This window comes from Simiaoa sunii (genome assembly GCF_014337175.1).
Classification (GTDB): domain Bacteria; phylum Bacillota; class Clostridia; order Lachnospirales; family Lachnospiraceae; genus Acetatifactor; species Acetatifactor intestinalis.
This window is the reverse complement of sequence record NZ_CP060633.1, coordinates 1067147-1081095: the sequence shown is the minus strand read 5'-3', so window position 1 is coordinate 1081095 and position 13949 is coordinate 1067147. Positions and strand designations below refer to the sequence as shown.

12 protein-coding genes are annotated in these 13949 nt (G+C 38.2%); all 12 read right to left on the bottom strand.

Going from position 1 to position 13949, the window contains the following annotated elements; translation table 11 throughout:
- Positions 1-8: 8 nt before the first annotated feature.
- Positions 9-1457, bottom strand: a complete 1449-nt coding sequence (locus tag H9Q77_RS05035; protein ID WP_249326708.1) for a lipopolysaccharide biosynthesis protein — start codon at positions 1455-1457, stop codon at positions 9-11.
- Positions 1458-1471: 14 nt separating this feature from the next.
- Positions 1472-2947 carry an APC family permease gene (locus tag H9Q77_RS05030; protein WP_249326707.1) on the bottom strand — a complete coding sequence of 492 codons (1476 nt, stop codon included), beginning with the start codon at positions 2945-2947 and terminating at the stop codon, positions 1472-1474.
- A gap of 61 nt (positions 2948-3008) precedes the next feature.
- A complete protein-coding gene (locus H9Q77_RS05025; RefSeq protein WP_249326706.1) occupies positions 3009-4061 on the bottom strand; it encodes an asparagine synthase-related protein in 1053 nt (350 codons plus the stop codon).
- Between the two features lie 54 nt (positions 4062-4115).
- Positions 4116-5264, bottom strand: coding sequence for a CDP-glycerol glycerophosphotransferase family protein (locus H9Q77_RS05020; protein WP_249326705.1), 1149 nt, complete (start codon positions 5262-5264; stop codon positions 4116-4118).
- A gap of 29 nt (positions 5265-5293) precedes the next feature.
- Positions 5294-5728, bottom strand: coding sequence for an adenylyltransferase/cytidyltransferase family protein (locus H9Q77_RS05015; protein ID WP_249326704.1), 435 nt, complete (start codon positions 5726-5728; stop codon positions 5294-5296).
- 38 nt (positions 5729-5766) lie between these two features.
- A complete protein-coding gene (locus H9Q77_RS05010) occupies positions 5767-6798 on the bottom strand; it encodes a glycosyltransferase family 2 protein (RefSeq protein WP_249326703.1) in 1032 nt (343 codons plus the stop codon).
- A gap of 42 nt (positions 6799-6840) precedes the next feature.
- Positions 6841-8037, bottom strand: a complete 1197-nt coding sequence (locus H9Q77_RS05005) for a hypothetical protein (RefSeq protein ID WP_249326702.1) — start codon at positions 8035-8037, stop codon at positions 6841-6843.
- Positions 8028-8951: a glycosyltransferase gene (locus H9Q77_RS05000; RefSeq protein WP_249326701.1), complete on the bottom strand. Its 924-nt coding sequence runs from the start codon at positions 8949-8951 to the stop codon at positions 8028-8030. Before H9Q77_RS05000 ends, H9Q77_RS05005 begins: the two co-directional genes overlap by 10 nt.
- Before the next feature lie 30 nt (positions 8952-8981).
- Positions 8982-9833, bottom strand: coding sequence for a glycosyltransferase (locus H9Q77_RS04995; protein WP_249326700.1), 852 nt, complete (start codon positions 9831-9833; stop codon positions 8982-8984).
- Positions 9833-11005, bottom strand: coding sequence for a radical SAM protein (locus H9Q77_RS04990; RefSeq protein WP_249326699.1), 1173 nt, complete (start codon positions 11003-11005; stop codon positions 9833-9835). Before H9Q77_RS04990 ends, H9Q77_RS04995 begins: the two co-directional genes overlap by 1 nt.
- A gap of 5 nt (positions 11006-11010) precedes the next feature.
- The gene (locus tag H9Q77_RS04985; protein WP_249326698.1) at positions 11011-12141 is read right to left on the bottom strand and encodes a glycosyltransferase family 4 protein; all 1131 of its coding nucleotides are present in this window, start codon (positions 12139-12141) and stop codon (positions 11011-11013) included.
- A gap of 299 nt (positions 12142-12440) precedes the next feature.
- Positions 12441-13892 (bottom strand): sugar transferase, encoded by a 1452-nt coding sequence (locus H9Q77_RS04980; RefSeq protein WP_249326697.1) that lies wholly within the window; start codon positions 13890-13892, stop codon positions 12441-12443.
- Positions 13893-13949 lie beyond the last annotated feature (57 nt).

The window sequence follows — 13949 nt, the reverse complement described above, 5'->3', positions numbered from 1 at the left end:
TGCTAACTTTAAGCTTTTCTCATTTTCATAAGATTCTTTATGATACCAATAATCGTCTTTCTTTTTATGAGTACGATAATTAAAGCCACCACAACAATCCCATATCTTATTACTGGATAACTGTATGTTCCCAGGAATATTAATCCAGTCATTAAGAATGGAATCGTGATCATAAGAATCTTCTTTAAATCGTATGGTCTTTCTCCATCACAGAATTGATCACATACCTTATTCATAAAGTAATAATGACCTACGCTATATATCATATAGCACGCTAACGTCGTATACCCAGCAGCCTGGTATCCGAACATTCCAATAAAAATGTAATTTAATATAATATTTAATACTGCGCCTATTACGCTTGCAACCATAACAAATTTCGTTTTTTCATAATAAAATGCAAACTTAGCAAATAGGTCATATGCGTACATGAAATATACACTCATTGCAACAGGAGGAATTACGTATATTGCTTCATAGTAAGCAGCAGGGGCAAAAATAGCTACCACCTCTGGCGCTAGAAGTATTAAAAACAGATTCAAGAAAGCAAGCATGATTAGTGTTGTGTATGCGACATTTGCAATATCTTTGATTCTTTTTGCTTTTATTTTTTGATATATCCATGGGCTAATTGTCTGCATCAAAGCGGTGTTAAACAGTGTCATTAATAACGATATCGAATACGCAAGGCTATAAATTCCTGCCGCATCTGCGCTTATCATATCTCTTATCATAATTCGATCCGCACTGCTAAGTACTACCTGTGATAAATAATGTGGTACTAATGGAAGATTAAACCCCAAAGCATACAGCCAGTACTTTTTTGAATAGAGCCTTTTGCCCTTTTTAATCTGATCAAAGAAGGTCCATGTGTAACCAATTAGCTCTGCAAGCACAAGTCCTAAAATACGTGCTGTAACCTTATCATCGGCATTAATAACAAAAATCACGCCAATTATCGGTTTTGCTAATGAAACTAGCAATGTAACAATTACAAGTGTTCGATACTTATATTCTACTCGTTGCTCTGATGCCCAAAAGCTGAATACTGCGGTTGTCCAGATCATTGCAAGCATTGCAAGCATCTGGACTGTAGTTAATAAAAAAATGCGGTTCCAAAAATTTCTAAATAGCAAATATACAACCGTCCAAACCACAACCGAAAAGAGCGTCAGACCCTGTAATGAAGACGATAGGATTTTATTATCTTTATCAAATTTCACTAACCCCTGTGTATATACGCCAGCAGACAAATTTAATGTCACAAATATCGTAATAATTCCTAACCACGAGTTAAATACATTGTATTGACCATACTCTGCGGTGGAAAGAAGCCGTGTGAAAATTGGTGTAGAAACAGTAGATATACCCTTTTGAAGGAAAGAGCATATCAAAAACCATAATGATGCCTTGACTTGGACAGGCATACTCCTATATTTCTTTCTCAATTTTCCCACTTTATTATATCTCCTCAGTTCATAATAATCGGAATTAAATAAATTCCTAAAGCAACAATGGTAACGATACTTGTACCAATTTTCCAGATGTTGTATTCTTTATCAATCTTAGCTTTTTCTTGTTCCGTAGGCTCGTCAATTTCTCCGATTTCTTCTTCAATACTTAGAATCTTGAATTCTTTTTTACGAGCGATTGCTATATAATAAATAATGCATAAAACAGAAACAACAAGGGCTGTAAGCAATGCTGCCCTATCTGCAAAAATCAACATACATATATAGGTTACAAATGTAACGTAGCATCCTACCGTACCAAGAGGTGCCTTATATGGACGGCTCATATCCGGATACTTTTTCTTGAGCCCCAAATATGCTCCACACCCAATCATGTAACAGATGGCAAGTGAAATCAAAGATACTGATGCAATGTAATCAATCGATCCTGTTGCAATCAGAATGAAGTTGATTAAGCCGACAAACAACACTGCGACATGAGGGGTCTTATACTTTGGATGAATTTTTCCAAGCACTGAGGGAAGTGCACCATCCTCTGCCATTGTATAAATATATCGTGCAGGTGCTGCAATTCCAGGATTGATAGTACTCAAATCACCGCCAAATGCGATACCTATACAAAGCAGAATGATTGGGAATCCCACAAGACCAATAGCCTGCAATCCTTCTGCATATGGCGCATCAGCTGTGGCAAGTACTCCATAGAACTCGTGAGAGATCAAACCAACTAGGAACCACTGGAATAATGCATTCACTGCAAAAACCAAAAATACTGAAAGCTTCAATGCTCTCGGCAATGTATATTGAGGATATTTAGTTTCTCCTCCCATAGAGACACAGGTTTCAAATCCTGTATAGCACCACCAAACAAGACCAAAGATATACATGATTTCCTTAAATGGAGGCAGTGAATCCATCGCAAAACCGCCAAAATAATCCAAATGAATTCTTGGAATCATATAAACAAACCATGCAATGGAGCACGCCCAGAAGAAGAAAACAAATCCGGTCTGCGCTTTACCAGACATCTCAATACCTCGATAATTCAAGACCAGAAATGCTACAACAAGAACAATGGCGATTATTCTGGAATCCACACCAGCGAGGTTTACCCCAAACTGCTGGAACAGAATCTTAAAGTAATTTGAAAAGGCCAACGTCTCTCCGGCACCGATAGCAACAACGGAAATAATATAATGCCATCCAGCCAAGTTTGCCCAAAGTCTGTTGAGACCACGTTTTGCAAAATTATATGTTCCACCTGCACAGGGTAGTGTTGCAGACATCTCACCATAAATCAAGCAAGGCCATATAGAAACTAGAAGTGCAAGAAACGTAAATATAATTATCCACGGCCCTACAAATCCAACTTGGGCGGACCCACATGTGAAGAGCCCTACACCTACTACCGTACCGATTGTCATACTGATGGCTTCCCTCAGCCCCAGCACTCTGACAAGTTTGTTTTCATTCATCCTTTTATCACCTTTTTTTAATGGGCAGTAGCAACACCTTCGATGCCACTGCCCAATCATTTTATTTCTCATTCATATCCAAGAACTTCTCTAAGCAATAGAGCTGCCACTTCTGATTTCCAGTCAGCTTGCTCATATCGATGTCTTCTCTGAACTCAGGACGCTTTGGACCTTCCCAGTCTTTAAAATAAGCATCAACAGGGCGCGGCATAGGTGTCTTCTCAGGTACTGGAATCTCTGGATAGCACATCTTAAATAGATTGCGAATGATGTACTTAGACTCACCAGAACGAATTCTTTTGAGATCAAGTGGTTCTGCCATCTTAACCATTCCCGACGGATCAAAGAAAGGTGTATATTTCATTCCTGCAGTAATGAATGCATTGCAATACGAAGCACTTGACTCATGTGCGAATACATCATCAATAAACTTAAGATAATTAATATTATTCTCTGGCAATCTGTATCTCTCAAAAAGATAGCTCATATCAACAGGATTCTTCAATGCAATCTTAGGATCAAGGAAGGTGTAGAAATCAACCCACTCTTCAAATTTCCAATCTTTTGATAGCATGCGATCCATTCCTCCAAAAACAAGATCACTGCCATCAGCTGCAACCATCATTTCTACTCCATCCGCCTTTGCCTGAAGTGCAGCCTCCATAATTTGCGGCTCAATGGAATGTACAGGAGCACCTTTCATTTTCATCAACGGCTCGAGATTTCTTTCAACAACACTCCAGTCAATATCTACATAATGAAGATTTAGATGGTACTTTTCTGCATATAGTTTTGCCCTCTCCATATCTTCAGTACTGAAGTTTCCTCCAAGAAATCTAAACGTATATGCATCTGTTCCAGGTTTCATAAATGCTGCCAGACAAGCAGAGTCCATACCACCAGAAAGAAGAATTCCCAATTCCACATTCGATTTAGATTCAAAAGCTTCTTTGTAGGCCTTTGCTACATCCTCTGCATTCTTTACCAATACCTTCCTATCTTCTGGATAGGGCATATCACCTGTATGCTTAAGTCCATCATAAAATTCATATCCGTCCTTCTCAATATAGCGGAAAGCCAAGTACGAACTCATGCAAAAATTCTTATCAACCATTTTCTTTTCCTCCTTAGAAACTCACTTCCGTAATAAACTAATTATCATAGACTACTATCGTTCCTCTATTGCCTCTAGAACTCTATCTGCAATAATTTCAGGCCCCGGCTCTTTGCAGTAACCAATTTCATCAACGAAGTTTTGTCTTTGTTCTTCATATTTGTCTTCATCAAAATTCCTAATGCAAGATATAAATTGCTCCATATTTTCACAGAGTGGTGAAGGAAGATTTCTTATATCAAAATACAACCCACGCTCATTGGATGTATAGTGTTCCAAATCTAATGCATATAAGACTACTTTTGTCTTTAGTCGAAATCCTTCAAACATGCATCCGGAATAATCTGTGACAAGAAATTTCGAAGCAACTATTAAATCATTAATTCCAGGATATTTAGAACCATTAATTATACTCTCGGAATAGGTCATAAATCCATCAAGATTTGCTATATTCGGATGCAATCTCACGATGATTTTCCACTCACCACCATATTTATCAATCAAAGCTCTCCTTACGGCTTCAAAATCCATATGATAACAGGATAAATCATGATCAGCTCTAAACGTCGGAGCGTACAATAAAATATTGTCATTTGCACCTAATTCATCAAAGAAATTAAATACTTCATCACAAATTTCACAATCTGACCTATTATCCTCATTTTTCATCAAATCACACTCAATAATTTCGCCGTCATACCAAAAAGAAGATTTTATATTGTTAGTTCTCCATTTCGACCCTGAAATCATTAGATCTGCCATTTTGGAATCATTCCTGGCATACGCAACATATTCTGCAGGCAAAGCGGTAGCATCTTTTTCGATGTATTTCAAACACGGACCTCCCCCATGCCATTCTTGAATATAGAATTGTTCTTTACGTTTTCGAACATAGCTTAATTTTCGGCGATTATCCATCCAAATCTTTGCTGTAACCAATTCATAAACACCTTTTATTGAATTAAGCTTAACGTACCTAATCCCAAATGGAGCTTTCATAGAAGTATCTCTAACCAACCAAACAATATCTAGATTGGATTTCTTCTTAAGCAATGAATCGCAGATAGCCTTCCCTTCATCACTATATCCTCTGCCATCATAGCTTTCGACTACTACTTTATTTTTTTTAACAGGAAAAAATCTTAAGCAATAAAATAGCATCAGAATCATTTTATTTTTTACAAGTAACAGTTTGTTTTTCATTGCCATATCTTTTCTTAAAAAGTTTTCTCCTATTTCATATCATGTAGATCATCTTTTCTAACAGCATTTAATGCTGCTGTAATTTTTGTAGAAGAGATACCCTTAGTGTATGGAAAGTAAATGATTTTGATACCCTCTCTTGCAAAATCCTCTTCGTATTTCTTCCATTTCTCAGTTCCGTACCAATCATCACCAACAAAAAGATATGTTGCTCCTAGCTTTTTACAAGCAGTGAGCTTATCCATATCATACTGTGGGACAGCTGCATCAACATACTTACAGCTTCTAACCAGTTCGATGCGATCCTCGAAAGGAATCATCGCATTCTTTCCCTTATATTGAACAAGTTCATCAACTGTTACACCAACTATCAGCTTGTCACACATGCCTTTAGCATTCTTAAATAAATTAAGATGTCCCACATGGAACAGGTCATAAACTCCTGTTGTATATCCAATTACCATAGCATACCCTCCTCATATAATAATCATAGCTATATATATTAATTAATAATTCCTTTCTTTCTAATATTCTGAATGTTCGAAAGAAAAAGAATTAGCTTTGGTCTTTTACAAACTATTGCAATATTAAATATTTTTTGCTGAAGTGAAAGGGAACTAGAGTCGCAATTAGTTACAATTTCTTGAAGAACCTCATTTTTCAACATCCGGCATATGTTTTTTTCGGCAACATGATGTTCATTAAACAACGCCTCTAATTTAAAGGAGGTCCTGGCATTTCCCAGAAAATTGTTGCTCAATCTGAACTTACACAAATCGTACATACCAATATCATTAAGTTTATCCTTTAAATAACAATACATTTTCATTATTTTTTCAAATCTATTAGCATCATAACTATGAGTCAAAGACTCTGGATTATAATCATAATGATAAAAAGCACTATCCATGACATAAATACGCTCAGCGCAAGAAAACGCATCAACATTAAACGCCATGTCCTCCCAGATATATTCTCTTTCTGATTTGAAAACTAAAACATGCTGATCCAAAAAGTGTTTACTGTATAATTTTGTACATGCTGAAACATTAAACTGGTCATTCGTCTTGCAATTTTTATTTCCAGACATTCTGTTTATTAAAGATTGAATTTCTTTTTTTCCTATATATAATTTCTCCCCTCCAACTTCCGCCTGTGTATGCCCATTATATACAAAACTACTTGCCACTATATCTGCGTTATTATCCACGGCACATTGCATCATCTGAGTAATCATATCTTTTTCAATATAATCATCTGAATCCACAAAAACTACATAGTTACCATTAGCCCGTTTCATACCGTAGTTACGTGTTAACCCAAGGCCCTCATTTTCTTTTTTAAAATACTTGATTATATTTGGATGTTCTGACTTATATTTCTGACATATTGTTTCACTATCATCAGGTGATGAATCATTAACTAGAATAATTTCTATATTCATATATGTCTGTTGCAAGATTGAATCTATACATCTTTCCAAGGTATCTTCTACATTATATATTGGAACAATCACAGATACTAATTCATTCACTTCCACCAACTCCCTCAATATGTTCTTCTTTTTGGAAATCAATTAAACTGGAAACTCTTCATCTTCTATTTTCAAGGATGCGAGTATAACCATAAATGCCCCCATAAAAGCGATGTACTCGAATACATTGTCCGTAAATAATGTCACCAGCAGATATATCATTAACGCAATGAGTATTTTTACGTTTTTGGATTTTATAGTCCCAAAAATCTTCATTGGCATATGAACAAACAAATAATAATAAATCAGGAAAAATCCAATAAAACCTAGTTCTATATAATCCTTCAAAATGTCATTATGTAACGCTGCAATTCCTTGCACTCCTGCTATACTAGCATTTGGAATCACTAATGAAACAAATCCATATCCTTGTCCCCAAAAACCTAATGAGAATTTATAATATTGACTCATGGCATCAACAAGTAAAAATCGATTATAAATTCCTGCATTCATCATTAGATTCTTAAAATCAGGATTCGCTATAAAAAACAGATAAGCGCAAGCAACTATAAACAGAGCATAAAAAATCACTCTGTATGAAATCCTTTCTTTGCTCTTATTTATAAGGCACAACAATCCATAGGCAAACAAAGAGATAAACATTCCAACCAAAGCTATTCTCTTCATGATAAGATACTCAACAAAAACAAGCATTATAATCTTACATTTATGACTATTAGCATCGTGTAGTAAGTAATAAATCAAGAATAAAAATAATGCAAAACCGATATCGTGCACCTCAAATATTGATTCATATGTATTTAATGGGTCTTTGATATGTTCGAATAATGCACTAACGCCAACCCCACTAATTCCAACAAGTATCTCAACAACATACTCTAGAAGAAGGCCATTACACACCAGATTGATTGCATCATCTTCATATAGAAAAATGATTGCTGCAATTATCCAGGGAACAATCATTGCGCTAAAACTAGATCCTGCAGTTCGTGCGTAATTTGCTGACGGATTATTATTGACAACATTTATAATCATTGAATAAACAAAAATTAGTAAATATGGTGTAAATCCATACTTAATAACCTCAAAAGCATTATTAGTCCGACTATCACTAAAATCAATTCCGTACTTCACCAAGTATAAAGCAAAGCCTATAAGAAATACAAACATCATTAAAAAAGGATAGACCCAAGTAGTCATACTTTTTATAGTTCTTGAAAAAGCCAATGCAATGATTAAAGTTGGTACAATTGTCCTTTTATTTATAGTTATAACCATCCCAAAAGTACTCCTGTTTTCAAAATAGCCGTTCCTTTTAAGGTATCTCGCCTGAAATCTTTGTCAAAAATCAATTTAAGTCTGGTAATAATATTCCGTTTGTACGAGGACAGCATTTCTAAAAAAACTCTATCTTTTTTTGTGAGTAAATCTTCATATTCCGACAGAAGATATTGGGATACATTAGGGTAAGATTTACCTTGGAGGCTTTCTTTTACCCTATATCTCATTCCAGACCATTTCGTTCCAGCTCCAGTAACACTTGTCTGATATCTGATCCAATAATAAAGTTCTTCATCGACATAATATATTTTTCCAAACCAATAACAGATTAAACCGACCCATAAATCATGCGGTAAATTATCAATTTCAGGCCAACATCTACAAACAAGATTTCTTGCTTCTTTATTGATTACCGTAGCTGCTCCGTAATTATATGTTTGCGTTAATACCAGTTTCTTAGAGAGTCTTTTAGGTGGCAAAACATTAACTTGCTCAGACAATCTTTGTAAATCCGGTGAACATCTATTCATCTTACAATAGGAAAGTTTTGAACCTACTTCTTTATCCTTTTCCATTGGAGCAATACATTTTAGTAATTTATCTTTTTCCCAAACATCGTCCTGATCCGAAAAGGCATAGTAATCGGCGTCACCACAATTTTTTAAAGCTGTCCAAAAACTTTTAGCATAACCCATATTTTTACCGACTTCGATTTTGACATTATGATATCCATTCTTAAAGATAAAGGCCTTCACTACTTCGACAGTTTTATCCGTACTACTGTCGTCCCTAATATAAACGCTTACGTTTACCCCTGTTTGTTGTAAAATTGACTCTAACTGGCGAGTAATATTCTTCTCTCCGTTGTATGTCGAAATTACAACAATGACATTTTTTTCTATTTGTTTCATTTTACAAATATCACCCCAGTTTTCTATTTGCTACATTTTCGTTATCCAGCTCTTAAAGGTAAGACCAACGGCCTTAAATAATATCGCTGGTGATTTAGTCTTCTTTGCGATTTGAGCACCAAGTCCACAACACTTTACAATGCCTAATACAGTATACTTTCCACCACCCATCAATCTTGTTTGACGCATAATATCAACGAGCCGGAGTTTCAGGCGATTCCACCCTGCTTGAGGGGTTAAGGTTGCAGCTCTCTGATAAAAATTCTGGTTGATCACTATATTCATCTTTTTAAATTTAGTACCTCTTGCTCTCTGTTCATAAAAGAAATATTGATCCACCTGGTCTACAAACAAAGTCTCATCAAATACAAAGTTATCAAATACTCTTGTCCTTATAGCTAAACAACTCGCAATTGCATTAAATCCATCTTGTGAGACAATTTGATTTTCATCTGTGATAAAATGATTTCTCAGAAAATTGAATTCATTTGGTGAATAAATCACCTCATCCTGACCGAAAATAACAGGCGCAAATACATCAACATCTGGAGAAGAAATAATCTCCTCCTCCAACTTATCGAAATACTCGCCTGTTATCTCTGTGTCATCATCAAATAACACGATTACATCTGTTTCGTTATTTTTACAAAATTCGACTGCACGGTTATATGCTTTTGACAATCCCTTATTACCATTCATAGATATGTAATCTATATTCCTCGAACGGCAATATTCATCGTTCGTAGTTTCCTTCTCACTATTATCTACAATGACCAAAGTGACTTCATTTCGGTTTAGTTTCAGCAAACGATCACATGTGATTGATTCGCTAACATTCTTGTTGTAGACAACCACTACTGCTGCTATCTTTGACACAATCATTATCCCTTCATCTGTTGAGCAATATCTGCATCAACAATTTCTTCACCTGTTTTATTCTTCAACTGCTCCATACTTGCCGCACTCAAACCATTATTAATGCATGCATTCACATCGCAGGTACTGCACTTATCAAGTTCTTCCTTGGTAACCTTTCCATCACGAAGATCACGAACAATCTTATTCTCGTACATGGAATACTTACCGCCAAAGATACTCTTCAGCTTATGAGTAAATACCCACCAAGCTGGTTTCCAGATATATTTGTGCATTGCCGGAGAAACAGATCCAATCATCCAGCAATCTCTGTCACAATGGCGTACTTTGTTTCTAACAGCTTCTGCTTCTGGACTGTTCCAAAGTTCGTCCCAGCTCTGTGTATTCAGATTACCCATTACTTCCTTATCCTTAGTTCCGTTACAAGGCATAACATCACCGTATGGATCAATAAAGAAGGTGTCAAAACTCATATCACAAGGAAGGAGTCTCTTCTGTCCATAGATGTAGTTAATCAGGCCATGGTTGAAGTAAGCACGGAACCACTTCTTAGGGTTGTTGGACTTGAGAAGCTCATTGACAAGATTCTCAAAATTCTTTGCAACCATAGGACGATCATGGATGATGTTCTTTGCCTCTACGAAATAGAAACTGTTATGGAGAGATGCTGTAGCAAACTCCATGCCCATCTCATTGGAAAGCTTATAGAGAGGAACAAGGTCAGGAGCGTTTTTGTCCTGAACAGTCATACCGAAGCCAACATCCTTCATCCCCTTTTCTCTTAAAGTTTTTAGAGTCTGGTACCCACGGTTGTAACCATCCTGCAATCCACGAATCTCGTTATTGGTGTCTTCCATTCCTTCGATGGAAATACGGATACCGATGTCCGGGAACTCCTTACAAAGAGCCACAATTCTGTCTGTGAAGAAACCATTGGTGGAGATTACAATACGATCACTCTTCTTACGAAGTTCTGAAACGATGTCCCTTAAATCAGTTCTGATGAACGGCTCGCCACCTGTGATATTTGTAAAATACATTGGCGGCAGCTTCTTGATGGTCTCAATGCTAATCTCTTCTTCAGGCTTTGATGGTGCCTTATAACGATTGCACATTGTGCAACGTGCATTACATCTATATGTAACTATAACTGTTCCATTTAATTTCTTATCTGCCATTTCTCTTATGCCCCTCGTTTATAAAGTTCTATCGTTCTCTCCACAACATCATCCCATCCATATTTCTTAAGGATGAACTCTGCTGCTTCATCTTTATACTTCTGAACCGTCTTCGGTTCATCGCAAAGCTTCTGCAACTTCTCTCTCAGATCAGCCACATCACTTTTCTTCATCACAACTGCTTTATCCTCAACGACAGATGCACACTCATCAATATCCGATACCACGCAGCAATCGCCGTAACTCATAGCCTCCAATAACGACAGCGGCATTCCTTCCAAATCAGATGGTAAGCAATATATGTAACAGTTACTGTACAACTCATCCAGAGTTCTACCAGAAACAAAGCCTGTGTAGATGACCTCATCTCCACCAATCTCTTTAAGTTCTTTCACAAACTTATCAGTGTCTGAGGCTCCACCAGCAATAACCAACTTCTTATCTGTCTTTAACTCTTCATAGGCTTTAACCAAATATCTCAAGCCCTTTTCTGGAACAATACGGCCCAGAAATAAGATGTACCCATCCTTCTCAAGCCCCCATCTATCTTTTATTTCTTTAGCTTCTACTACCTCTGGTTTGTTTACGCCATTCGGAATGAGAACTGTCTCTCTTCCGTATTCCCTCAGAAAATAGTCCTGCATTCCTTTACTCAATACGATAATCTCATCTGCTTGCTTCACAGCTTGCTTCTCGCCATAATGGATGAACTTGCTGCCAAAACCACCTTTCCACTTTTCTCTTTGCCAATCAAGGCCATGAACTGTGGCCACACATCTCTTTCCAAACAGCTTCGGAATCCACATGAAAGCACATGGTCCTTCAGCATGGAAGTGGACAACATCGTACTTTCCAAATGCAGCTCTAAGCGCACCAAAAAAGCTGGAGGATACCGCTGCCAGACCTTTTCGATCAATTGTTGGTACCGACTTTAGCTTCACAGATTTATATTCAGTTAATTTCTGGGAATCAAATTCCTTGCCGCTAACATGATGACCACCGCGATTATATAAAGTTACATCATGTCCCTTAGCAGCCATTCTGGTACTAAGCTCTTCTACTACGATCTCTATACCGCCCTCATGGGATGGCACACGCTTCTGCCCAAGCATAGCGATCTTAAGCTTTTCTCCCATTAGTCCTTCACTCCTCTTCCCATATTCGAAAGCTTTATAACCGTCACCTCATACAAAACATCTACTTTTATTTCATATCGTCCGATTTAACATTTTCACCCGTTTTTCCGAGGGGCTAGGGCCCCGTTCCCAGCGCGGGATTGTGCGTATCCAGTTTGTGCCCGGGGGATTCGTTTATGACCTAACATCGCAATTCGCAACTTTTTACTTGCTACTACTCCTTCTGTTTCGCACACCGTCACCAACGTTCGTCCTTTAATTTCCTCTCTTACTGTAGCTCCTACGCTTATCCGTTTCCCTTACACTGCTCCATCCTTCTTGAGCACCGCTCCTACAGTCTTCCACAGTATCCTCAGATCCTTTCCAAAGTTCCAGTTCTCGATATATTCCCGGTCCAGCTTCACGACTTCGTCGAAATCCGTGATGCTGCTCCGTCCGCTGATCTGCCACATTCCGGTGATGCCCGGCTTCATGGCGAGTCTGGTACAGTGTCTGAGTTCGTACTGTTCTACCTCGGAGACGAGGGGTGGTCTGGTGCCTACGAGGGAGATATCACCTTTGAGCACATTGAAGAACTGCGGGAACTCGTCAATGCTCCAGTCTCGGATGAAGTTGCCGATTCCTTTTTTATAGGTACCATCCGGCAGGATCCTGCTGCCTATGATGCGGGGATCCTCGTCCAGCTTGAACATCTTGCCGTCAGACATTTTATTCTGTTTCATGAGCTCTGCCTTACGTTCCTCCGCATCCATATACATGCTGCGGAATTTATAGAGGCGGAACTGTTTGCCATTCTTGCCGACCCTGATCTGGGAGAAAAATATCGGTCCCGGAGACTGGATATAGATTGCCGGTGCCAGGAATATACACAGGATACCGGTCAGGATACATCCGATCAGACCTCCTGTGACATCCAAACATCGCTTCATGAACAATTGTCTGGGAGAAGCATAATTCATCGTAGCAGTTATTACCGGCATGTCTCCCAGCTTTTCCATGATGATCTTCCGTCCGGATTCTGTCAGTGCATCGGGGACCCGCACGTGCGTTACCGTACCCATTTCCAGGAATTGTCTGACCAACGGTTCAGCGGATGCATCTCCCGGTTCCAGGTCTATATAGATCTCGTCCACCCAGCCGGTACGGGTATATTCAATGATACTATCAGCGTTCGCTATCACCGTATAGTTTCCGATCTGCTGTCCCATCATATCCGCATCTACGACTGTGATGCCCAGGATCTGGTAAGAAGCATAGGTCTCTCCCTGCAGCTGCTCTGTCAGAATAGGCAGACGGTCTGCTTTGGTCACAATGATCAGAGAACGTTTTGGTGCATACCTGTTATGATGCTTCAGGTATGTCTTCCAGAGGATCCTTCCTACATAGCTCAGGATCCAGTAGAATACCATCGTCAGATATAGTACAGTACGTGAGAACTGCTCAGCGCTCTGCACGGTGACCAGATAGATGGCAAACAGTGCGAATACCTCCAGCACCTGCTTGGATGTCTGGATGGCCTCGATCCAGAAGCCACGCTTCATGACATTATGTAAATTTTCAAAAATGATACCAATGACGATATCTATCAGCAATAGTACGATTGCCATACCGGCATACAGCTGATCCGCATACATATTACCGATCCCATGACGGATGCAATATGCAACATAAAAGGAGAGCTGGAGAACAATGATATCCAGTATCAGAAAGTCTGCATGTTTCAGCCAGCCACTGTACTTTTTTTTGTACATGTTTCTACCCCCCCCCCGAATTTTTTCGGTTTATCACAATCATTTTTTTGTTTTTTA

Coding starts and splice junctions, on each gene's coding strand:
- H9Q77_RS05030 (WP_249326707.1), bottom strand. CDS start 2,947: ATGAATGAAAACAAACTTGTCAGAGTGCTGGGGCTGAGGGAAGCCATC.
- H9Q77_RS05025 (WP_249326706.1), bottom strand. CDS start 4,061: ATGGTTGATAAGAATTTTTGCATGAGTTCGTACTTGGCTTTCCGCTAT.
- H9Q77_RS05020 (WP_249326705.1), bottom strand. CDS start 5,264: ATGAAAAACAAACTGTTACTTGTAAAAAATAAAATGATTCTGATGCTA.
- H9Q77_RS05015 (WP_249326704.1), bottom strand. CDS start 5,728: ATGGTAATTGGATATACAACAGGAGTTTATGACCTGTTCCATGTGGGA.
- H9Q77_RS05005 (WP_249326702.1), bottom strand. CDS start 8,037: ATGGTTATAACTATAAATAAAAGGACAATTGTACCAACTTTAATCATT.
- H9Q77_RS05000 (WP_249326701.1), bottom strand. CDS start 8,951: ATGAAACAAATAGAAAAAAATGTCATTGTTGTAATTTCGACATACAAC.
- H9Q77_RS04995 (WP_249326700.1), bottom strand. CDS start 9,833: ATGATTGTGTCAAAGATAGCAGCAGTAGTGGTTGTCTACAACAAGAAT.
- H9Q77_RS04990 (WP_249326699.1), bottom strand. CDS start 11,005: ATGGCAGATAAGAAATTAAATGGAACAGTTATAGTTACATATAGATGT.
- H9Q77_RS04985 (WP_249326698.1), bottom strand. CDS start 12,141: ATGGGAGAAAAGCTTAAGATCGCTATGCTTGGGCAGAAGCGTGTGCCA.
- H9Q77_RS04980 (WP_249326697.1), bottom strand. CDS start 13,892: ATGTACAAAAAAAAGTACAGTGGCTGGCTGAAACATGCAGACTTTCTG.